Below are 22756 nucleotides of genomic sequence, written 5' to 3' on the forward strand. Positions count from 1 at the left end.
ACGACTTATGCGTAAGGGGTCAGCAGGCCAACCATCTGGCCGAAGATTTTCGGGCTGCCGGCGATGACGTCGCCCTTGTACAGGTACTCCGATTCGCCGTTGAACTCGCCGACGATGCCGCCCGCTTCGGTCACCAGCAGCGCGCCGCCGGCGATATCCCACGGTTTCAGGCCTTTTTCATAGAAGCCGTCCAGGCGGCCGCAGGCGACGTAGGCCAGGTCCAGCGCGGCGCTGCCGGCGCGGCGGATGCCTTGGCTGCGCTCGGCCATGATGCCGTACATTTCCAGGAATTCTTTCAGTGCGGCCGGGCTGCCGGTCTTGTAGCCGGTGGCCAGCAGGGCGTTGCTGATACGGTCCAGCTTGCCCACGCGGATGCGCTTTTCGTTCAGGTAGGCGCCGGCGCCTTTGGTGGCGGTGAACAGGTCGTTGCGGGCCGGGTCGTAGATCACGGACTGGGTGATCACGCCGCGCTGCGACAGCGCGATCGAGATGCAGTACTGCGGGAAGCCGTGCATGAAGTTGGTGGTGCCATCGATCGGATCGATGATCCAGGTGTATTCTGCCTCGTCGTGGGCGTTGGCCGATGCGCCGGATTCTTCGCCCAGGAAGGCGTGGTCAGGGTAGGCCTTGGACAGGACTTCGATGATGGCTTGTTCAGCCGCCTGATCGACGTCGGTGACGTAGTCCTTGTGTTCTTTCTCGGTGACGATCACGCGGTCGAGGTCGAACGAGGCACGGTTGATGACGGCGGCGGCGCGGCGCGCGGCTTTCACGGCCGTATTAATCATTGGATGCATCATGGGCTATTTTTCCGTATAAAAATGCTAACGCCCACCGGGGGAATTCCAGCCCGGCGGCACGACAGGGAGACAAAATGACAAAGAGCGGGGCGGCGCCGACAAGGTAGAATTCACTCTGTAATTCACGTATCGATACCGCGCGATGGCGCTATTTTAAATGAACCAGCCCCAAATCAACACCAATCTTTTTAAACAGCTGCGATTTATCCTGGTCGAGACCAGCCGCGCCGGCAATATCGGGGCGGTGGCAAGGGCCATGAAAACAATGGGTTACAGCGACCTGGTGCTGGTCAATCCGCGCTTTGAAGACGCCTTGCAGGACCCGGAAGCGGTGGCGTTCGCCAGCGGCGCGCAGGATATCCTGGCCAGTGCGCGCGTGGTCGGCAGCATGGCCGAGGCATTGGAGGGCATCCATTTTGCCGCCGCCGTGTCGGCCCGCTTGCGCGAGTTTTCGCCGCCGGTGTGGTCGCCGCGACAACTGGCGGGGCAGCTGGTGGCGCAGCCGGACTGGCATGCGGCTGTCATTTTTGGCAACGAGCGCTTCGGCTTGCCGAATGAGCTGGTGCAAAAAAGTAATGTGTTGATCAATATTCCAGCCAATCCCGAGTATTCCTCGCTCAACCTGTCGCAGGCGGCGCAGGTGCTGGCCTACGAATGCCGCATGGCGGTGCTGGACGGCGCCGGCGTGGCGCTGACGCCGCGCTTGCCGGTGGGCGAGGCCAGCGAGGTCGGTTTCCACGGCGAGGCCGCCAGCGTCGAGCAGATCGAGGGCATGTATGTGCATCTGGAGCAGGCGCTGGTGGACATCGGCTTCCTCGACGCCGGCAATCCGCGCAAGCTGATGCCGCGCCTGAAGCGCTTATTTGCGCGTGCGCAACTGGAGAAGGAAGAGGTCAACATCCTGCGCGGCATTGCGCGTCACATGACCGGCAAGCCCGGCGCCCGGGGCTAGGCCGCCATGCCGCGCCTGCGTCCGTATCTGTGCGCTGCGCTGTGCGCTCTTGCCCTGACCCTGCCGGCCGCCGCAGCTGAGCTGCGCCTGGTCGGCGCCGAAACCTCGTTCTACTGCATCCCGCCCGCGCCCGACAGCAACGACAGGCCATCCGGCCTGGCCTGCGAGCTGATGGCAGAAATGGCGCGCCGCGTCGGCCACAGCGGCAAGATCCAGCTGTATCCGCTGGCGCGTGCGCTGATGATGGCGATCACCACGCCGGGCACCTTGGTGGCGCCGGTGGCGCGCATCCCTGCGCGCGAAAAACAGTACCAGTGGCAGGTGCCCATCCTCGAAGACGAGTTCGTGGTGGTGACCAACAAGGACGCCCGCGTCGACATTTCGTCGCTGGAGGCGGTGCGCAAGCTGGCGCTGGGCGTGGTGCGCGACGGCGCCGGCGCCCGGCTGGCCGAGGCCGCTAATTTTGACCGCGTCAGCCTGGTCGCGCACGACGACACCAATGCGCGCAAGCTGAGCGTGGGCCGCATCGATGCCTGGCTCAGTTCGTGGAACGGCATCTTGTCGGCGCAGCGCAATGCCGGCTTGCGCGCAGATGCCTTGCGGCGTGGCGTGGTGGTGATGCGGGTCAAGATCTATCTGGCCAGCTCGCCCGAGCTCGATCCGGCGCTGATGGCCGACTGGCGCGCGGCGCTGGACGCAATGATGCGCGATGGCACCTACGAGCGCCTGCTCAAAAAATACCAATACGAATTACCGAAATAGGACAGCATGAGTTCGATGAGTTTGATGAATCTGAATTGGGATCATCCGCAGCCATACACGCTGGAGCTATCGCCAGCGGCCGGCGACATCGATGGCCTGGACCACACCAACAACGCGGTCTATGTGCGCTGGTGCGAGCAGGCTGGCTGGGCGCATTCGGAAGCGCTGGGCCTGGGGCTGGCCGACTACCGCCGCCTCGACCGCGCGATGGCGATCCGCCGCTCCGAATACGATTACATCCTGCCCACCGCCGCCGGCGAAGCGCTGCTGCTGGGCACCTGGCTATACGCCACCGATGGCAAGCTCAACATGGAGCGCCGCTTCCAGCTGCTGCGCGCGAGCGACGGCGCCACGGTGCTGCGCGGGCGCTGGGAACTGGTCTGCATCGAAATCAGCAGCGGCCGCGCGCGCCGCATGCCGCCCGAATTCTGCGAGGTTTATCTGCCAGCCGTAGTGGCCTGAAAAACACGCTATCATGCAGTCATGATTAAACGACTGCTGATCCTGCTGTTGGTGCTGCAAGCCGTGCTCATCGGCCTGCTGGCGACGGGCCTCTATTACTGGTGGCGGCCGGCGTGGGAGTCTGCGCTGAGTGCGCCTTCCACCGTGGCCGTGTATCTGGCCTGCGCGCTGCTGATCGTGTTGCTGATGAGGCTGCTGATCTCGGCCAACAACTTCTACCTGAGCTGGCGCGCCGGCAGCATCACGCCGCCCGATCATGCGCTTAATCCACTCAGCGCCGCCGGCCTGTTCTGGCAGGAGTTCCATTCCTCGATGCTGACGTCCTCCTACTACATGCTGCGCCCGGTCGGCCTGCATGTGCTGCCCGATGCCAGCGGCCTGCCGGTGCTGCTGGTCCACGGCTACGCCTGCAACAGCGGCTATTGGCTACCAATGAGCAAGCTGCTGACGCAGGCGCGCATCAGCCATTACGGCATCGACCTCGAGCCGCCGGGCGCATCGATCGACGATTTTGTGCCGCAAGTGCGGGCCGCCGTGCAGCGCCTGCGCGCGGCGACCGGCAGCGCGCAAGTCATCATCGTTGGCCACAGCATGGGCGGGCTGGTGGCGCGCGCCTATTTGCGCGCCTGCGCGCAGCGCGGCGACGAGGCCCATGTGGCGCGCGTGATCACGCTCGGCACGCCGCATCACGGCACCGCGCTGGCGCATTTCGGACCCGGCAGCAACGCCGCGCAAATGCGCCGCGACAGCGCGTGGCTGGCCGCGCTGGCGGCATCTGAGGCAAATACGCAACGCATGTTGATCAGCTCCATTTACTCTGTCCACGACAACATTATTGCGCCGCAAGACTCGAGTGAACTGCCAGGCGCGCGCAACTTGGTCTTCGGCGCCATAGGCCACGTGGCGCTGGGGCGTCACCCCCTCATCATGCGTTGCACCTTGCAAGAGATCGAGACCGCGGCGCACGCGTGATTATGTGTGAGGATTCACGCGCCGCCTTGCTGTATGGTGAGTCTTATGTGCGTGGTAAATAGGCGAGGCGATGACGATCGATTTCGGCACCCTGATCCTGAATGAAATTCCCGATGCGGTGGTGCTGACCACCACCGAGGGCGAGGTGGTGTGCTGGACCAACGGCGCACAAGCCGTGTTCGGCTACAGCAGCGCCGAAGCGGTGGGCCGCCACCTTGATGAGTTGATCGTGCCGCCCACGCTGCACCACGATGGCGCCGCAGTGCTGCGGCAGACGCTGGCCGACGGCATGGCCAGCTACGAATCGATGCGCCGCGCCAAGGATGGCACGCTGGTCTATATCGACAGTTCCAGCAAGCTGGTGCGAGACGATGAGGGCCGGCCCGCGCACATTTTGTGGAGTAAAAAAGACGTCACCGCGCTCAAGGTGCTGCGCGACGCCAAGCTGGTCGCGGCGCGCTACGATGGCATCCTGGACTCGATGCCGGACGCCATCATCATGGCCAATGCGGCCGGCCGCATCGTGCTGGCCAATCACCAGGCCGAGCAATTGTTCGGCTACCCGCGCGGCGCCTTGCGCGGTATGGTGCTCGAGCATTTGATGCCGGCCCGTTTTCGCACCGCCCACATGGCGCACCGCGCCGGCTTTGCCGCCCAGCCGCAGGTGCGGCCGATGGGCAGCGGCCGCGATTTGTACGGCTTGCGCAGCGATGGCGCCGAGTTCCCGGTCGAGATCAGCCTGAGCCCGATCGACACCGAAGACGGGCCGCTGGCGATGAGCGCCATCCGCGACATCAGCGAGCGCAAGCGTTTCGAGCAGGCGCTGCAGGAGAAAAATATCGAACTTGCAAAAGCTGTTGCCGCCAAAGACAGATTCCTGACCGGCATGTCACATGAATTACGCACGCCGTTGAACGCGATCATCGGTTTTACAGGTACTATGCTAATGAAGTTGCCTGGTCCCATTAATGATGAGCAGAACAAACAGTTGCGCATGGTGCAGAGCAGTGCCCGCCAACTGCTGTCGCTGATCAACGATTTGCTGGACCTGACGCGCATCGAGTCGGGCAAGGTGGAACTGGAGCTGGCGCCGCTGTCGTGTCGCGCGCTGATCGATGAAGTGCTCAGTTCGTTCAAGCCGCTGGCGCGCAGCAAGGTCCTGGCGCTGGAGTTCGACGCCGGCGCCGACGAGGTGACGGTGTGCAGCGACCGCCGGGCGGTGCAGCAGATCCTGATGAACCTGGTCCACAACGCGATCAAGTTCACCAACAACGGCGCCGTCATGGTGCGGCTGGCGCGGGCGGTGGTGGGCGAGCGCGCCTGCGCCACCATCAGCGTCAGCGATACCGGCATCGGCATCGGCGCCGAGCAGCGCGACAGCCTGTTCCAGGCCTTTTCGCAGCTCGACGCCGCCGCGCTGCGGCAGTTCGAGGGTACCGGCCTGGGCTTGCACCTGAGCCAAAAGCTGGCCGCGCTGCTGCACGGCGAGATTTTGTTTGACAGCGAGTACGGGGTCGGCAGCGTCTTCACGCTGGCCCTGCCTTTGGAAGCATAAAGAGAGGAGGGGACGCGTGTCGGCACGTATCCTGATTATCGAGGACAACGCCACCAACATGGAGTTGATGGTGTATTTGCTGCGCGCCTTCGGCTACACGCCGTTGTCGGCCAGCGATGGCGAGGCCGGGGTGGCGGCCGCCCAGCGCGAACTGCCGGATCTGATCATCTGCGATGTGCACTTGCCCAAGCTCGATGGCTACGGCGTGGTGGCCGCGCTCAAGGCCGATCCCGGGGTGCGCCATATCCCGGCGCTGGCGGTGACCGCGCTGGCGATGGTGGGCGACCGCGAAAAGCTGCTCGAGGCCGGTTTTGACGGCTACATCGGCAAGCCCATCGAACCGGACACTTTCGTGACCCAGATCGAGTCTTTTTTGCAGGGGGCAGTGTCGTCCCCGGGTAAGAACGACATGGCCACGATTCTGATCGTGGACGATCACGTACTCAACCGTGAATTCCTGATGACGCTGCTGAGCTACGGCGGCCATCGTTTGCTGGAGGCGTCGAACGGCGTCGAAGGCTTGAAAATGGTGCTGGCGGAAAAACCCGACCTGGTGATTTCCGACATCCTGATGCCCAATATGGACGGCTACGAGTTCGTCACCCGCATGCACGCGCACGCGGAGACGGCCGACGTGCCGGTGATTTTCTACACCGCCACCTATCGCGAGCGCGAGGCGATGGCGGTGGCGCAATCGTGCGGCGTGCGCTGGGTGCTGCCCAAGCCGTCCGACCCGGAAGTGATTTTGCAAACCGTGCAGGAAGCGCTGGGCCTGGCCGAGGCCGCGCCGCGGGCCGCGGGCTTGCCGGCGTTCGCGCCGGAGCCGCCGCAGGAAGGACGCTTCCACGATATCGACCACAAGGTGGCCGAGTACCTCGACGAGCTGGAGTCGAGCAGCCAGCTGATCAGCCAGATGGCCAGCGACACCGAGGACAGCACGCCGGAACACCTGTCGCGCATGACGCAGCGGCTGTCGCATTCGCTGTCGAGCCTGCAGGCGGTGAGCTTGCGCCTGACCGCGCTGATCGAGCTCGGCATCGAACTGGGCGCCGAGCGCGACCCGGCCGCGCTGGTGGAGATCGGCTGCCGCGTGGCGCAGAATATCTGCGTCTCCAAATATGCCTGCATCGGCGTGCTGGAGCCGGGCGCGACCGAGCTCAGCTACTTTGCCAGTTGCGGCGCCGGCATGCCGGTGCGGCAGATTGCGCAGACCCCGCGCGCCGGTGTGCTGCGCGGCCTGCTCGACCAGCGCCTGCCATGCCGCATCAACGACCTGAACGGCGACCCGGCCAGCATCGGCCTGCCGCCGACCCACCCGCCGGTGCATTCCTTCCTCGGCGTGCCGATCACCTCGCGCGAGCGCACCCACGGCTGGCTGTACCTGGTCGACAAGCTGGGCGCGGACGGTTTTTCGGAAGTCGACGAGCGCGTGGCCGGCACGGTGGCGGCGCAGGTGGCGGTGGCGTACGAGAACCTGCTGCTGTACGAGGAAATCAAGCGCCACCACGCGCAGCTGACGCTGGACATGAACGCCCGCATCCGCCTCGATGAAGACCTGCGCCGCTTCCGGCTGGCGATGGACGCCACGGCCGACGCCATCTTCCTGGTCGACCGCGCCGGCATGTGCTTTGTCGACGTCAACGCCACCGCCTGCCGCATGCTGGGCTTCGAGCGCGAGGACTTCCTCAAGGTGGGGCCGAACCGCTCGCTGGAAGGCGATCTGCACAAGCTGGAAGAACTGTACGACAAGCTGCTGGCCGGCGAGCAGAGCGGCGCCATGACCGAGCTCAGCCTGGTATGCAAGGACGGTACGCCGCTGGCGGTGGAAGTGCAGCGGCGTACCCTGCGCTCGGGCGCCAGCTGGATCCTGGTGGCGGTGGCGCGCGACATCACCGAGCGCAAGGAGGCCGAGCAGCGCCTGCTCAAGCTGGCCCACTTCGATACCCTGACCGGCTTGCCGAACCGCAGCCAGTTCTACGATTCGCTGACCCATTCGCTGCGCCAGGCCGATGAGCACAAGTGGTCGCTGGCGGTGCTGTTCCTCGACGTCGACCGCTTCAAGAACATCAACGACACGCTGGGCCACACCATCGGCGATGAGCTGCTGCGCCAGTTCTCGAGCCGGCTGGTCGATTGCCTGCGCGTGCGCGACACCATCGGCCGCTTCGGCGGCGATGAATTCGCCGCCATCCTGATGCTGCCGGACGGCGCGCAGAACGCCATCGCGGTGGTCGACAAGATCCGCGACTCGCTGCGCCGGCCGTTCGATTTGAAGGGGCATGAGGTCACCGTGACGGCCAGCATCGGCATCGCCGTGTTCCCCGACGATGGCGCCGAGCCGGACACCCTGATCCAGTACGCCGACACCGCCATGTACCGCGCCAAGGAAGCCGGGCGCGACGCCTTCCGCTTCTTCACCGCCGAGATGAACGCGCAATCGCTGGCACGGCTGGACCTGGAAAACGCGCTGCGGCGCGCGATCGAGAATGACGAGTTTGTGTTGCACTTCCAGCCCAAGGTCCACATCGCCAGCGGCCGCATCAGCGGGGCCGAGGTGCTGATCCGCTGGCAGCGGCCGGGGCATGGCATGGTGTCGCCGGCGCTGTTCATCCCCATCCTCGAAGAGACCGGGCTGATCGTGCGGGTCGGCACCTGGGTGATCCACGAGGCCTGCCGCAAGATCGCCCACTGGCACAAGACCAATGCCGGCTCGGTGCACTTGTCGGTCAACGTCTCGGGCATCCAGTTCTTTGTCGGCGGGCTGGAGGAGGAGGTGTTGAAGGCCATCCGCGAGCACGGCATCGCGCCGGAACTGCTGGAGCTGGAACTGACCGAAAGCTCGCTGATGTCCAACGCCGAGGAAACCATCAGCGTGCTGCAAAACCTGAAGGCGTTGGGGATCCAGATTTCGATCGACGACTTTGGCACCGGCTACTCCTCGCTGGCTTACCTGAAGCGCTTCCCGATCGACAAGCTGAAGATCGATATCGCCTTCGTGCGCGAAGTCACCAGCAACCCGGACGACGCCGCCATCGTGCTGGCCATCATCAACATGGCGCACAGCCTGAAGCTGGACGTGATCGCCGAGGGCGTGGAGAAGGATGCGCAGCTGTCCTACCTGCGCCGCCACGGCTGCGACGAGATGCAGGGCTACTACTTCAGCCGTCCGCTGCCGGAGGCCGATTTCGAGGCCATGCTGCGCGAAGGGCGCCGGCTGCAGGCGCCGGTGGACGAGCAGGTGGCCGACCAGCAGACCTTGCTGATCGTCGACGACGACGCCTTCATGCTCGACGTGCTGACCGATTTCCTGTCGCAGGACGGCTACCGCATCCTGACCGCGCAGACCGCCGCCGAGGGCTTCGACATCCTGGCGCGGCACCGGGTGCAGGTGATCCTGTGCGACCAGTGCATGCCGCTGATGAGCGGCACCGAGTTCATGGAGCGGGTCAAGAACCTGGCGCCGGACACCTTCCGCATCATGCTGTCGGCGTATGCCGACCTGACGCCGATCATGGCCGCCATCAACCACGGCGCCATCGACCGCTTCTACACCAAGCCGTGGAAGGGGGCGGTGCTGCGCGAAAACATCCGCGAAGGCTTCCGCCTGCAGGCGCAGATGCACGGGGCAGTGACGACGGTCGCCAGCGAGGAAGCCAAGGCCGCTGGCTGAGGCGAGGTGGTTTGAAAACCGCCCCGATCATGCGGCCTCATTGTTGCGGAACCGCTGCTGTGGAATTGAGCGGATTGATCAGCGGGTCTTTGCGGATGGGTTGCAGCACCATTTTGCCGCGTCGATCGCCGGTTGCGGTACTGCCCGGCAGCTGCGTCACCAGATACTGCTCCTCACGTGACTTGTAGATGATGCGTTCGCCGGTGACCTCGTCGGTTACCAGGCCATCGCTAGTGCGGCGGGCCTGGGCCTGATTTGTGAGGTCGACGATTTCGGTCTTGTCGTCATACGTGACCTGCAGTGCCTGGCCTTCCATCCATTGATTGCCGGCGCCATCACGCTTCTGGCGGAAGCTTACTGGCGGCTCGCCTGCTTGTGCCGTCATGACCACGCGCTGGTAGCCTTGCGCATCCTCGGTAAGCACCGCATGCTCGGCACGAATCAGCAGACTACCGCGCTGGATTTCGACGTTGCCGGTCAGGGTGGTTACCTTGCTCACCATGTCACTGGCGCTATCGCGTGCTTTAATCACGGTCTTTTGATAACCATCGGCGCGCTCCGCATGGGCAATCGGCAGCGCAAACAGCAAGCATAACAAGATGTTTTTCATGGCAGCTCTGGCAATTATCGAAAGTGGCGATGAAGAGGATACCACTATACGAATAGTTGTATTTGAAACTTAAGGTAATATCGGGAGCATGAACCCGATCCGTTTCGTTTGTCTGCTGCTCTGGCTGCTGGGCGGTGTGGCTGAGGCTGCACCGTTGAAAATCTACGGCATGGAGAGCGGCCCGATCAGCTTCCTCAACGGTGCACGGCCCGACGGCTATGCGGTGGAGCTGGCGCTGGCCATCCAGCAGCGGCTCGGCCAGCGCGACCCGATCGAGATTGTGCCGTGGGCGCGCGCCAACACGCTGGCGGTGGTGGGGCCGGGCGTGATGCTGCTGTCCATCGTGCGGACCGCCGAGCGCGCCAAGAACATGCATTTTGTCGGCCCGATTTTCAACACGCGGGTGACGGCGTTTGCGCTCAAGGGCATGGCGGCCGGATGGCGCCAGCAGAACCTCGACTTGCACAAGCTGCGCGCCGGCGCGCGGCGCGGCAGTATTTTCGTTTCGCTGCCGCGCGCACAGGGTTACAACATGCAGGACGAAACCAACACCTCCGAAACTGCCGCCAAGATGCTGGTCAACCGCCGCTTCGACCTGTGGTTCGACGGCGAGGAGTTGTATGCCGAGGCGCTGCGCCTGGCCGGCTACCGCGAGACGGAAGTGGAGGTGGCGTTCCGGCTCGATCTGGTCGAGGTGCATTTCGCTTTTTCCAACGGCACGCCGCAGGCCACCATCGATGCGTGGGACCGCACGCTGCGCGAAATGAAGCGCGATGGCAGCTTGCTGAAGATCTATCGCAAGTGGCTGCCGCTCCATCAACTGCCGGCCGATGTGCCGTTGTCGCATTAGTAAGCATTCTCTAGAATGCCTCGGCTAGAATAAAATACCGGCAAACAGCACTGATGGGATGGAAATGGCTAAGAAGTTGAAGAAGAACGATGACCAGCAACTGGACGCGGTCCGCATGTCGTCGCAAGAGATCTGGCAGGCCGGCCTGGCCGCCTTCGCCAAGGCGCAGGAAGACGAGGGCAAGTTCTTCTCGATGCAGCTGTTCGAGGAGCGCGTGCTGCGCGCCCTGAGCTCGATCGGCGTGCCGAGCCGCGAGGAAGTCGAGGCCCTCAACCAGCGCATCGAGGCGCTGACCGCGCAAGTGGCGGCGCTGTCCGGCAAACCGGCGGTGAAGAAGGCTGCCAAGCCGGCCGCCAGGAAAGCCGCCGCGCCCAAGGCCGCCGTCAAGAAAACTGCCGCTAAAAAGCCGGCCGCGAAAAAGGCTAAGTAACGGCATCTAGGCGCTAATTGCGTCTAAAAGCATGCGCGGGTGTTCCTCTGTGGTGCGCATCGGTGTTATGCTTGCACCAGAATAAACAGAGGTTTCCCGCTATGCTACAAAAAGCTCCCCGCCGTACCCGCGAACGCATCTTAGAGTTGTCCTTGCGCTTGTTTAACGAGTTTGGCGAGCCCAATATCACCACCACCGTGATCGCCGAGGAGATGAATATCTCGCCGGGGAACCTGTACTACCACTTCCGCAACAAGGACGATATCGTCAACTCGATTTTCGTCCAGTTCGAGGCCGAGATCGAGCGCATCCTGACGGTGCCCAACGGCCGCCGCTCCAACATCGAAGACGTGTGGCTGTACCTGCACCTGATGTTTGAACTGATCTGGCGCTATCGCTTCTTCTACCGCGACCTGAATGATCTGCTGTCGCGCAACCGCAAGCTGGAGCTGCACTTCAAGCAGATCCTGGCGCACAAGATCAAGGTCGCCAAGCAGCTGTGCGAAGACCTGCGCAGCGAGAAGTCGCTGGAAGCGTCCGACACCGCCATCGAGGCGATGGCAACCAATATGGTGGTGGTGGCGACGTACTGGCTGTCCTACGAATACGTGCGCAATCCGCGCAAGTACAGCGAGCAGCAATCGATGGCCGATGCGCTGGCGCGCGGCTGCTACCAGGTGCTGTCGCAAATCGGCCCGTACCTGCGCAATGAAACCAGCTTGCTGTTCCAAAAACTGTCCGAAGAATATCTGAAGAAGTTGAAGTAAACCGGAGGCTTCATGGCTTGGACCCCTTTCCCGTATCCCGATCCAGCATATCGCTACACGGCGGAGACTTTGAAGGAGGCCTGGCCGCAGCTGCACGCCGGCGACCGCGAGGCCTTCCCCACGCATCCGGCGCTGCTGCAGGCGTGGATCGCGTTTCATGCCGGAGAATTTGAGCGGGCTGCACGGCTCGGGCTCGACGTCGGCGTGAACGGTTACTCGGTGGCGCACAAGGCCATCTGCATGCACACCAATTACCTGGAGCCGAACGAGAAGAAACGCCTGGCCACCTTCGAATGCGTGGCCGAGCGCTGCGAGCGACAGCAACTGGAGCAGCCGCATAACCCGGCCGGCTACTATTGGCATGCGTATGCGCTGGGCCAGTATTCGCAGGGGATCTCGGTGGTGAAGGCGCTGGCGCAGGGACTGGGTGCCAAGGTCAAGCGCAGCCTGGACATGGCGATCAGGCTGGAACCGCAGCGCGCCGATGCGCAGACCGCGCTGGGCGTGTACCACGCCGAAATCCTCGACAAGGTGGGCGCGGTGCTGGCTGGCTTGACCTACGGCGTGAAGAAGGAAGTGGCTTACCGCCAGTTTGAAGAAGCTTTGAAGCTGAATCCCGATTCGGCCATCGTCCGCATTCAGTACGCGCGCGCGCTGCTGATGTTGGACGGGAAGAAGAAGGCGGCGCAAGCCGTGAGTTTGTATGAGCAAGCCGCCCACTGCCAGGTGCGCGACGCCACCGAGCGTCTCGACCAGCGGGCGGCGCAACAGGAACTGGAAGAGGAAAAACTCAGTGGTTAAGGCTATTTGTGTGTACTGCGGCGCCAATCCCGGCGCATCCCCCCGTTTTGCCGAAGAGGCGCGCGTGCTGGCGCGGGCGCTGGTGGAGCGTAACCTGTCGCTGGTCTACGGCGGCGGCAAGGTCGGTTTGATGGGCGTAATCGCCGATGAAGTGCTGCGTCTCGGCGGCGAGGTGACGGGCGTGATCCCGACCGCGCTGGTCGAACGCGAAGTGGGGCACACCGGCCTGACGCGCCAGTTCATCGTCAAGGATATGCACGAGCGCAAAGCCATGATGGCGCAGCTGGCCGACGGCTTCATCGCCATGCCGGGCGGCCTCGGTACGCTGGAAGAGTTGTTTGAGGTGCTGACCTGGGCCCAGCTGGGGATCCATTCCAAGCCGATTGGCCTGCTGAACGTCGACGGCTATTACGATGGTCTGGTGAGCTTCGTGCGTCACGCTACCGAGCAGGAACTGGTGCGCCCGCAGCATGCGGCGCTGATGATGGTCGAAAACGACGCTGAAACGCTGCTGCACCGCTTCGTTTAATTCAGAGCTGGGCTGGCGTCCAGTGCCCCTCCACGCGCGCCAGCGCTTCGAGATAGTAGTAGTCCCCCCATAACGTCGCTTCATCCACGCCCAAGTCTGCGGCACGGTGGTAGACGCCGTGGCGCAGCAGGCCGCCGCAGGATGGATATTGGCCGGCGCAGTGCTGGGTGAGCGCTTCCAGCAGATCCAGCGCGGCGCTGCGGTAGTGCTGGCGCTGGGCGCCTGGCGGCAGTTGCTCCGCGATTTCCAGCAGGCCGCAGGCGGCAATCGCGCATGCCGAGCTGTCGCGCGGCTCGCCGCTGTCGTGCGGCAGACTCAGATCCCATAAGGCGATGCGGTCCGGCGGCAGCTGGGCCAGGAAGTAGTCGGCCAACCGCGTGGCGTCGTCCAGCAACTGCATGTCCGGCAAGTGGCGGTGGTTGAGCGCAAAGCCGTAGATGCCCCACGCTTGTCCGCGCGCCCAGCATGAATCGTCTGCCAGTCCCTGGTGGGTGGAAGGGCGCAGCGGTGCGCCGTTCTCCGCATCGAAGTGGAAGGTGTGATAAGTGCTGCCGCCCGGCCGCACCAAGTGCGCGCGGGTGCGCTGCAGGTGGCTGCGCGCCGCGTCGCTGAACGCTGTTTCGCCGCTGGCGCGCGCGGCCCAGTGCAGTAGCGGCAGGTTCATGATGCCGTCAATGATGACGCGGCCGCGCTGTTCGACATCGTCCATTGTTCCCCACGATTGAATCACGCCGGCGCCGGGCAGGAAGCGGCCCAGCAGGCGGCGCGCCGCGCCAAGTGTGGCGGCGTGCGCGCCGGGCTGGCCGTGCAAGTGGTGCGCGGTGGCGCAACTGAGCATGTAAAGAAAGCCCAGGTCATGGTGCTCGAGATCGACGCCCTGTTCGAGGCGGGCGATGAAGCTGGAGGTTTGCTGTTCCGCCGCCGCCTTCATCGGCGCCTGGCCGCCGATGGCGTGGCCCAGCCACAGCTGCCCGGTCCAGAAGCCGCTGGTCCAGCCGACGTTGGCGCCCGGCGGCGCGCCATTTAGTGTACGCGGCAGGTAGTGTTGGCGGGTGCTGGTATCGCCGGGGAAGATGTCGGGCCCCAGCGCGGCCAGGGTTAGTTCAAGCTGGCGCAGGGCCAATTGCAGGGCGCGAGCAGTCATGGTGATGCCTGTCTTGTTAATGATGGTTAACGTTACCATGTTGTTTTGCGAATTTCAATCGGTGCTACTACTGAATGGCGCCTGAAGAGCCAAAAACCGCTTCACTATCTGAAAAAATATGTGGTATCGTTAACCTATTGATTCTTGATGGGAGGTGGCTTTGAATACTTACCGAGTAACCCTGGCTGGCCTGTGCGCTGGTTTGTTCCTGCTGGCCCCTGTGCAGGCGGCGCAATCGCCCGCCGCCGTGCTGGCGGTGATGGAGAAGGCCGCCAACTGGCAGCTCGCTCATCCTACCGATTATCCGGCCGACGACTGGACCGAAGCGGTGGGCGACGCCGGCTTCATGGCGCTGGCGGGCGTCTCTGGCAACAGCGCCTACCGCGATGCGATGCTGGCGATGGGCCGCAAGAACCGCTGGCGCCTCGGCCCCAGCCTGTATCACGCCGACGACCAGGCGGTAGGCCAGACCTACGCCGAGCTGTATCAGCAGCTGCGCGACCCGGCCATGATCGCGCCGATGCGCGCGCAGTTCGACAACATCATCGAGGAGCCGCGCGACGGCACGCTGGACTTCCTGGCGCCGGGAGTGTTGATGCGCTGGTCGTGGTGCGACTCGCTGTTCATGGGGCCACCGGCATGGGCGCGTTTGACGGCGGTGACCGGCGATGCGCGCTATCTCGAGTTTGCGATTGCGCGCTGGTGGAAGACGTCCGACTATCTGTACGACCAGCAGGAGCACTTGTACTTCCGCGATAGCCGCTACTTCAAACAGCGCGAGGCCAATGGCAAGAAGGTGTTCTGGGGGCGCGGCAACGGCTGGGTGCTGGGTGGACTGGCGCGCATGCTGCAATATGTGCCTGCCAATCATCCTTCCTATCCGCGCTTTGTGCAGCAGTACCGCGAAATGTCGGAGCGGCTCCTTAGCCTGCAGCAGGCCGATGGTTTGTGGCGTGCCAGCTTGCTCGATCCGGCCAGCTATCCGTCCAAGGACACCAGCGGCACCGGCTTGTACACTTACGGCCTGGCATGGGGCGTGAACCAGGGCTTGCTGCCGAAGGAGACGTACGGTCCGGCGGTGCAGCGCGCGTGGCAGGCGCTGGCCGCCAGCATCACGGCCGAGGGCAAGCTGACGCACGTGCAGCCGATCGGCGCCGATCCCAAACACTTCGACCCGGAATCGACCGACGTGTTCGCGGTGGGCGCTTTCCTGATGGCAGGCAGCGAACTGTATCGCATGTCGCTGGAGGAAGGCGGCGCGCCGCGCGTGGTGACGGTGGTGAACGGGACGCAGGCCTACCGGCTGGAGGAATCGGTGGAGGCGGATGCGCGCGACGTGGTGGTGATGGACGCTTTGACGTCGCGCGTGCTGCCGTCGCAGTCGGTAAGCAAGGGCGTGCTGTTCCAGTCTGATCTCGCGCCGGGCGAGACGCGTCGTTTCCTGCTGTTCCCGCGCAAGGCGCTGCCGGCGGTGCCGCCGGTGGTGTCGCGCGCGCATGCGCGTTTCGTGCCGGAGCGCATGGATGATTTCGCGTGGGAGAACGACCGCATCGCGCATCGCACCTACGGCCCGGCGATCATGACGGAGCCGCGCGAGATGCTGGTGTCGAGCGGGATCGATGTGTGGTCCAAGTCCGCGCACAAGCTGGTGCAGGACGCATGGTACAAGGCCGGCGACTATCACGTGGAGAAAGGCGAGGGCCATGACTTCTACCACGTCGGCAAGACGCGCGGCTGCGGTGGGCTGGGCATCTTCGATGGCAAGGCCTTGTACACATCGAAGAACTACGCAGGCTGGAAGATCCTGGCCGATGGCCCGATCCGCGCCGAGTTCGAGCTGCGCTTCGATGCATGGGATGCGGCCGGCCGCAAGGTGGCCGAGACGCGCCGCGTGTCGCTGGATGCGGGCAGTAATTTCAGCCGCGTCGAGAGTGTGTTCAGCAGCCCGTCCGCCGCGCCGCTGCCGGTGGGCGTAGGCATTGTGCAGCGCGAGGGGCAGGGCCGCTATGTCGACGACAAGGCTGGCTGGATGAGTTATTGGGAGCCGGAGATGGGCGCGCATGGCAGCAATGCCTGCGCAGTGATCGTGCCGGGCGCCGGCGCGTTCACTGCCGCCGATGGCAATTACCTGGCGACTGCCACCGCCACGCCGGGTCGCGCCTTCGTTTATTATCTCGGCGCCGCGTGGAGCAAGGGCGGCGACTTCCCGAATGCGCAGGCATGGGAAGCCTATGTCCGGAGCACGGCGGCGCGCGTGGCGACGCCGGTGCAAGTAAAAGTGTCGCGCTAACAGGAGAGCCGCATGCGCTGGATCCACAGTCTCACTTTGGCCACTGCGCTGGCCGCCAATACTGCGCACGCCGATGCATTCGACGACCTGCGTGCGCGATGGCACGTGCAGCTTGTCGGCGCTGCGGCGCTGGACCGCAGTGATCCCGATGTGACGGCGCAGTTGCAATCCCGCGCGCGCACGGTGCAAGGCTGGCTGGCGCGCATGCAGTCCGCTCCGGACGCCGCCCACCTGTGGGACGATGCCGCCGCATTCAATGATCCCAAGGGTTTGCTGGCCTCCGCCGCAGTCACGGCGAACGCCTTCCGTTTGCGGCAGATGGCACTGGCCTACGCGACGCCGGGATCGCCGTTGCACCGCGACGCGACGCTCGGCGCAGCCACGCTAGCGGGTTTGGACTGGCTGGTGACGCACCACTACCGCGCCGGCAAGCCGGCCATTGGCAACTGGTGGGACTGGCAAATCGGCACGCCCTTGTATTTGCTGGACGTCCTTAGCCTGATGGACCCGCCAGCCGAGGTGCGCGCACGCGCGCTGGCTGCGGTGAACTGGCACGTGCCCAATCCACGCTACCGCACCCGCAACGACGGCAGCCTGCGCACCGAAGCGGAAACCGGCGCCAACCTGCTGGACAAGGCGCTGGTGGGCATCCTGAGCGGCATGCTGGCGCGCGACCAGCAGCGCGTGACACTGAGCCGCGACGCCATCAGCCCCGCGCTGCAACTGGTGGAGCAGGGCGACGGCTTCTATCGCGATGGCTCGTTCGTACAGCATGCCTACGTGCCCTATACCGGCAGCTACGGCGCCGTGGCGCTGGCCGATTTCGCACGGCTGGTGTCGCTGCTGACCCACTCCGCGTGGCCCATCACCGATCCTGGTTTATCGAACGTGTTCCTGTGGGCGCGCGACGCCTACGCGCCGTGGATCATCGATGGCGCCATGCCGGACGCGCTGCGCGGTCGCAAGATCGCCACGCCGACGCAAACCGAACACTCGGTGGGCCGCAGCATGACCGCCTATCTGGCCACGCTGGCGGAAGCCGCGCCGCCGGCTGATGCCGCTGCGCTGCGCGCTGCCGTCAAAGGCTGGATGACGCGCGACCGCAGCTTCGGTGCGCGCTATCTTGCCGCGCCGAGCGGCGTCGGCACCTCCGGGCTGTCGCTGTACGAACTGGGTCTGCTGAGGAAAATCGCCGCCGATCCAGCTATCCCTGCCGCGCCGGAAGCGCCGGGCGCGCGCGTGTACGCTGCGATGGACCGCGCCATCCTGCGCGGCCCGGGCTTCGCGGCGACACTGAGCATGGCCTCGCCGCGCATATCGTCGTTCGAGTCGGGCAATGGCGAAAACCTTCAGGCTTGGTGGACCGGCATGGGCATGCTGTCGCTGTACACCGCCGACCAGACGCAGTTCGGCGGCGACTTCTGGGCCACGGTTGATATCCGCCGCCTGCCTGGCACCACCACGGACCGCAGCGGCAGCGGACGCCCGGTGGAATGGAAACTGTATCCGAATACCGAAAGCTGGGTCGGCGGCGTGGCGCAAGGCAGTTACGCGGCGCTGGGCATGGCGTTCAGCATGCGCGAGGTGACTGGCTCGCCGCTGCATGGCAAGAAGTCGTGGTTCATGCTGGGGGACCGCATCCTGGCGCTGGGCGCGGGCATCGGGGACGGTCAGGGCGCAACCGAGACCGTGGTCGAAAACCGCAAGCTGGCCAGCCCCCAGGCGCAACTGGTGGTGGATGGCGCGCAGCTGGCGAATGGCCGCAAGGCTGGCGCGCGCTGGGCGCATTTGCGCGACGCGCAGGCCGGCAGCAGCATCGGCTATGTGTTCCCGCATGGCGCGGAAATTGTGGCGGAACACGCTGAACGCAGCGGCAACTGGCGCGCGCTCAACGATCAGCAAAGCGCGCAGGAAGTACGGGCCACGTTCCAGACTCTGTCGATACCACACAGCGCCGGTGCGGCAGGCAGCTACGCCTATCTGCTGCTGCCATCCGCCAGCGAGGCCGCCACCGCGCAGGCAGCGCGCGATCCGGGATTGCGCATCGAGGCCAATGATGCGCTAGCCGCCGCGGTCAGCGACACGCGCGCCAATGTGTACGCCGCCAATCTGTGGCAGGCGGGCAGCGCGCCGCGCGGCGGCTCGGCCTATGTCAGTGCTTCCGGTCCGGCGGCGGTGGTGCTGGCGGAAGAGGGCGGGCGCTTGCGGCTGTCGGCGGCGGATCCGACCCAAAGCCAGGCTGCGATTGAGCTCACCGTGGCGCGTCCTGTTGGCGCGGTGCTGTCCGCCGTGCCGGGTGTGACGGTGCTGCAAACCATGCCGCAGCTGCGTTTGCGCATCGACACCGCGCGCGCCGCCGGCAGCGGCTACACGGCGACGTTTGCGCTGCCCCTTGTCTCGGGGAGCAAGTGAAGGTATCGTTATCACCGTAAGCAAATACGGGATGACAGCATGAAGAAACAGTCAGTGACGCTGGTGCAGGTGGCGGCCAAGGCCGGGGTGTCGGTAATGACGGCCTCGCGCGCCATGTCCGGTGACGGCTACGTGTCGGAAGAGACCAAGGCCAAGGTGCAAGCCGCCGCCAAGGCGCTCGGCTACGCGCCCAATACACTGGCGCGCGTAATGAAGGGCGGCCGCACCAACGTCATCGGCGTGGTCGTCAACGACCTCAGTTCGGTGGTAGTGAACGCCTTTGTCTCGGCGCTGACCGAGGAGGTGCGCAAGTACGAGATGGACCTGTTCATCTACAACTCCATCGGCCAGTTGGATGAACAAACCCAGCGCCGCCACAGCCAACTGCTGCATGGCCTGTGGGATGGCCTGATCTACGTGCTGCCGCGCATGACCGACGAATACCTCGAAGCGCTTGAGCAGAGCGAGAGCCCGATCGTGCTGGTCAATTTCTGCCGCCGCGAGACCTCGCTGCCGGTGGTACAGGGCGATAATTTCAACGCCGCGCGCGACGCCGTGGCGGGCCTGATCGCACAAGGCCACAAGCGCATTGCCTTCATCAAGGGCACCCACTGGACCGGTCAGAGCGCCGAGCGCGAACGTGGCTACCGCCAGGCCATGCACGACGCCAACCTCGAGATCCACGACCAGTGGGTGGAGCAGGGCACCTTCAGCGAAAAATCCGGCCAGGAAGCGTGCACACGCCTGCTGGCGCTGGACGCGCGTCCCACCGCCATCTTCTGCGCCAACGACGAAATGGCGATCGGCTGCATGAACGCGGCGCGCGAATTGAACGTGCAGGTGCCGCAAGATCTCTCGCTGATCGGCTTCGACGATGTGTCGGCCGCCAGCATCGTGCGCCCGCAACTGACCACCATCCGCCACCCGCTGCCGCTGATGGCGCAAGCCGCCGTGCAGGAACTGATGCGCCGCATCCTCGGCCAGCCGGGCAAGCGCCAGCGCGTGGAATTCCCGGCCGAGATGGTGGTGCGCGAATCGACTGCGTCCGCCGCCGGCGCCACCGCCGCCAAGCGCCGCACACGCAAAGCATAAGCTTAGTCGCAAACTGTCGCATTTTTGCGCCACTCAATGAAAAGCTTGTAAAAAGGCTTGTAAATCAAAAGTTCGACTGATAACGTTAACTCACCTAAGTTGCATATTTTTTTAAGTGAGTGTGATAACGTTCACATTTCGCTGCAAGGTGTATATTCCATTGAGGAGGATCAGCAGTGAGCAAGAGCAATAAGCATCAAGCCAGCCTGGCAGTTCGCCCCCTGGCAGCATCGGTCGCCCTGGCGCTGGCCAGTTTGTCGCACGGCGCCGTGGCGCAGGAGAGCAAGGTCGAGGAACTGAAGGTTGAGCAAGTGGTGGTGACCGCCAACAAGCGCGCCCAGAATCTGCAAGACGTGCCGGCCGCCATCACGGTGCTGAGCGACGCCACCCTGCAGCGGAATAACGTCCGCGACATCAATGACCTGCCCAATCTGTCGCCGGCGCTGACGGTCACCTACTCGACCCAGCCGGGCAACTTCAGCATCAATATGCGCGGCATCGGCACCTACTCGCTCGGCATCGGTGTGGAGTCGGACGTGGCGGTGGTGATCGACGATATCCCGTTCGCGATGCAGGCCAACGCCTTCAAGGACCTGGCCGACGTGTTCCGCGTCGAAGTGCTGAAAGGACCGCAAAGCACCTTGCTCGGCAAGAGCTCCATCGCCGGCGCGATCAACATCACCACCAAACCGATCGACAATGAGTGGAAAGAGAAGGCCACCACGTACCTGAGCAGCGACGGCGAATGGCGCGCGATGGGCTCCATCTCCGGGGCCCTGAGCGACACGCTGCGCATGCGCGTGGCGGTGAACAAGTCCTCGTTCGGTGGCGTGGTGAAGAACCTGACCACCGGCGACAATCTGAATGGCTCGCGCAGCACCAACTTCGTCGGCAAACTGGAATGGCGTCCGGACGATCAATGGAACGTCACCTTCAGCCCGCGCGCCAGCGAGTCTACCGTCAACTGCTGCGTGCAGCCGTTTTCCAGCATGACGCCGGGCGGCCGTTACCAGAACGTGGCGCAGTTGCCGGCGTCGACGCTGCTGGCCGGGATCAATCCAGGTCCGGACAACGTCAGCGTGCGTAACGACTACGGCGCCGGCGGCAAGGCCAAGGACAAGGGCGCAGGCCTGAAAGTGAACTACGCCTTTGACGACAACGGTCCGCTGGCAGGCTACAACCTGAGCGCCATCGGTTCGTGGTCCAATTACCGCATGAACGACTACCAGGATGGCGACGCTACCGACAGCGATATCCTCGCCTACCTGCCGGTGAACGGCGCGGTGAGCGGCTTGCACGGTGGCCTGTATCAATACGGCTTGTTCGACGTGACCGCGCGCACCTTCGAGCTGCGCTTGACCTCTCCCGACAAAGGTCCGCTGAAGTATGTAGCCGGCCTGTGGTACGGCGATAACCGGCTGGCGCGCGAGCTGACCCGTGCGCCGGTATCGACCTACGTGACCGACTACGCGGCCACCGCCTATAACACCAGCTACGCCGCCTTCGGCCAGGCCTCCTACGACCTGACCTCCGCCACCAGCGTGATTGCCGGCCTGCGCGTGAACAAGGAAGACACGGGCTACACCTTCACCCGCTACACGCCGCCGCCAGCCACCACGCGCACGGTGACCGAGTACCTGCATGGCGATGACAGCAACACCGACAAGACCGGCCGCCTCGGTCTGGAACATCGCTTCAATCCGAACGCGATGGGCTACGCGACTTACTCCACTGGCCACAAAGGCGTGGCGTACGACCTGACGTCGAGCTTCACCGGCGCCATCGCCAAAAACCAGCCGGTACCGGGCGAATCGGCGCACAGCATTGAAGCGGGCTTGAAGCTTGGTCTGCTGAACGGCAGCATGTCGCTGGATCTGGCGGCGTTTCGCACCAACTTCACCGGCTTCCAGCAATCGGCGGGCTTCTACGATGCGGATGGCGTATTCCGTACCACGCTGCACTCGATCGGCGGCCTGCGCACCAGCGGCTTTGAAGCGGACCTGGGCTGGCGCGTGAGCAAGCTGCTGCAACTGAACGGCGCCTTTGCCTACACCCGCGCCATCGTGACTGACTTTGAAAACGGCCCGTGCTATAGCGTGCTGAATGCGGCAGGCACCGGTACCACGCCGGGCGGCAATTGCGCGGTCAGTGCGAAGTACAACAACACCAGTGTCGCCAACCTGAAAGGCGCCACGCTGCCGAACGCGCCGAAGTTCAAGTTCAACCTGGGCGGCCAGTACGACATTCCGACTTCGTACTCGTACAACGGTTTCGTCACCGGTGCGTACCGCTTCCAGAGCCGCACGCAGTTCAACCTGAATCAGGATCCGATGACCATCCAGGGCGCATACGGCATCTTCAACCTGGGCCTGGGCATCAAGGACAAGCAGGACAAGTACAAGTTCACCTTCATGGTCAACAACCTGTTCGACAAATCCTACGCCACCGGCCTGGCCAACAACTGGGCCAACGGTACCTGGAGTTCGAAGGCACCTAACCCGGTGGTTGTGGTGAATACCACGCAATGGACGCCGGCGCGCGACTATCAACGCTACTTTGCGATGCGCGCTGACTTCAGCTTCTAACTTCATCACATCCGCCCTCGGGATTCCTTTATAGTAGAGAGACACACAAAAGGGGAGACCGAGGGTGCGGGAT

The 22756-nt window shown here is 64.2% G+C and carries 18 protein-coding genes; 15 read left to right on the plus strand and 3 right to left on the minus strand.

The genetic code is table 11. From position 1 onward, the window contains the following. Positions 1-5 precede the first annotated feature (5 nt). Positions 6-788 carry an inositol monophosphatase family protein gene (locus BMZ70_RS00900; protein ID WP_092277374.1) on the minus strand — a complete coding sequence of 261 codons (783 nt, stop codon included), beginning with the start codon at positions 786-788 and terminating at the stop codon, positions 6-8. Between the two features lie 169 nt (positions 789-957). On the opposite strand from BMZ70_RS00900, the gene BMZ70_RS00905 reads away from it, so the two are divergent. The 6 genes from BMZ70_RS00905 (at position 958) to BMZ70_RS00930 (ending at position 9173) form a co-directional block, all read left to right on the plus strand. Further along, on the plus strand, positions 958-1752 hold the full coding sequence (locus BMZ70_RS00905; protein ID WP_092268800.1) for an RNA methyltransferase: 795 nt from the start codon (positions 958-960) through the stop codon (positions 1750-1752). 6 nt (positions 1753-1758) lie between these two features. Next, entirely contained in the window at positions 1759-2514 is a 756-nt protein-coding gene (locus BMZ70_RS00910) for a substrate-binding periplasmic protein (protein ID WP_092268802.1), read from the plus strand. Positions 2515-2538: 24 nt separating this feature from the next. Next, entirely contained in the window at positions 2539-2976 is a 438-nt protein-coding gene (locus tag BMZ70_RS00915) for an acyl-CoA thioesterase (RefSeq protein ID WP_130300956.1), read from the plus strand. Between the two features lie 21 nt (positions 2977-2997). Further along, entirely contained in the window at positions 2998-3948 is a 951-nt protein-coding gene (locus BMZ70_RS00920) for an esterase/lipase family protein (RefSeq protein ID WP_092268806.1), read from the plus strand. Between the two features lie 70 nt (positions 3949-4018). Beyond that, positions 4019-5503 (plus strand): PAS domain-containing sensor histidine kinase, encoded by a 1485-nt coding sequence (locus tag BMZ70_RS00925; RefSeq protein WP_092268807.1) that lies wholly within the window; start codon positions 4019-4021, stop codon positions 5501-5503. Between the two features lie 16 nt (positions 5504-5519). Continuing rightward, on the plus strand, positions 5520-9173 hold the full coding sequence (locus BMZ70_RS00930; protein WP_092268808.1) for an EAL domain-containing protein: 3654 nt from the start codon (positions 5520-5522) through the stop codon (positions 9171-9173). Between the two features lie 37 nt (positions 9174-9210). Here BMZ70_RS00930 and lptA read toward each other — a convergent pair whose 3' ends face one another. Then, entirely contained in the window at positions 9211-9783 is a 573-nt protein-coding gene (gene lptA / locus BMZ70_RS00935; protein WP_092268810.1) for a lipopolysaccharide transport periplasmic protein LptA, read from the minus strand. 88 nt (positions 9784-9871) lie between these two features. Between lptA and BMZ70_RS00940 the strand changes: the two genes are divergently transcribed. The 5 genes from BMZ70_RS00940 (at position 9872) to BMZ70_RS00960 (ending at position 13160) form a co-directional block, all read left to right on the plus strand. After that, positions 9872-10633, plus strand: a complete 762-nt coding sequence (locus BMZ70_RS00940; protein ID WP_092268812.1) for a substrate-binding periplasmic protein — start codon at positions 9872-9874, stop codon at positions 10631-10633. Positions 10634-10697: 64 nt separating this feature from the next. Next, positions 10698-11063, plus strand: coding sequence for a phasin family protein (locus BMZ70_RS00945; RefSeq protein WP_092277377.1), 366 nt, complete (start codon positions 10698-10700; stop codon positions 11061-11063). Positions 11064-11164: 101 nt separating this feature from the next. Beyond that, on the plus strand, positions 11165-11830 hold the full coding sequence (locus BMZ70_RS00950; RefSeq protein WP_092268814.1) for a TetR/AcrR family transcriptional regulator: 666 nt from the start codon (positions 11165-11167) through the stop codon (positions 11828-11830). Positions 11831-11842: 12 nt separating this feature from the next. After that, positions 11843-12631, plus strand: coding sequence for a tetratricopeptide repeat protein (locus tag BMZ70_RS00955; RefSeq protein WP_092268817.1), 789 nt, complete (start codon positions 11843-11845; stop codon positions 12629-12631). Next, complete coding sequence (locus BMZ70_RS00960; RefSeq protein WP_229205238.1) at positions 12624-13160, plus strand: LOG family protein; 537 nt, start codon at positions 12624-12626, stop codon at positions 13158-13160. The genes BMZ70_RS00955 and BMZ70_RS00960 overlap by 8 nt, the downstream gene beginning before the upstream one ends. 1 nt (position 13161) lies before the next feature. On the opposite strand, the gene BMZ70_RS00965 is transcribed toward BMZ70_RS00960, so the two are convergent. Continuing rightward, positions 13162-14304 (minus strand): glycoside hydrolase family 88 protein, encoded by a 1143-nt coding sequence (locus tag BMZ70_RS00965; protein WP_207231534.1) that lies wholly within the window; start codon positions 14302-14304, stop codon positions 13162-13164. Positions 14305-14464: 160 nt separating this feature from the next. Here BMZ70_RS00965 and BMZ70_RS00970 point away from each other — a divergent pair, with 160 nt between their 5' ends. From BMZ70_RS00970 to BMZ70_RS00985, 4 genes are all read left to right on the plus strand, one after another. Further along, entirely contained in the window at positions 14465-16594 is a 2130-nt protein-coding gene (locus tag BMZ70_RS00970) for a glycoside hydrolase family 88 protein (RefSeq protein WP_130300954.1), read from the plus strand. 12 nt (positions 16595-16606) lie between these two features. Then, positions 16607-19006, plus strand: a complete 2400-nt coding sequence (locus BMZ70_RS00975) for a polysaccharide lyase 8 family protein (protein ID WP_092268825.1) — start codon at positions 16607-16609, stop codon at positions 19004-19006. A gap of 39 nt (positions 19007-19045) precedes the next feature. Then, positions 19046-20098: a LacI family DNA-binding transcriptional regulator gene (locus BMZ70_RS00980; RefSeq protein WP_092268827.1), complete on the plus strand. Its 1053-nt coding sequence runs from the start codon at positions 19046-19048 to the stop codon at positions 20096-20098. A gap of 176 nt (positions 20099-20274) precedes the next feature. Further along, positions 20275-22683, plus strand: a complete 2409-nt coding sequence (locus tag BMZ70_RS00985; RefSeq protein ID WP_092268829.1) for a TonB-dependent receptor — start codon at positions 20275-20277, stop codon at positions 22681-22683. Positions 22684-22756 lie beyond the last annotated feature (73 nt).

The sequence above is a fragment of the Duganella sp. CF402 genome, from assembly GCF_900109645.1.
Taxonomy (GTDB): domain Bacteria; phylum Pseudomonadota; class Gammaproteobacteria; order Burkholderiales; family Burkholderiaceae_D; genus Rugamonas.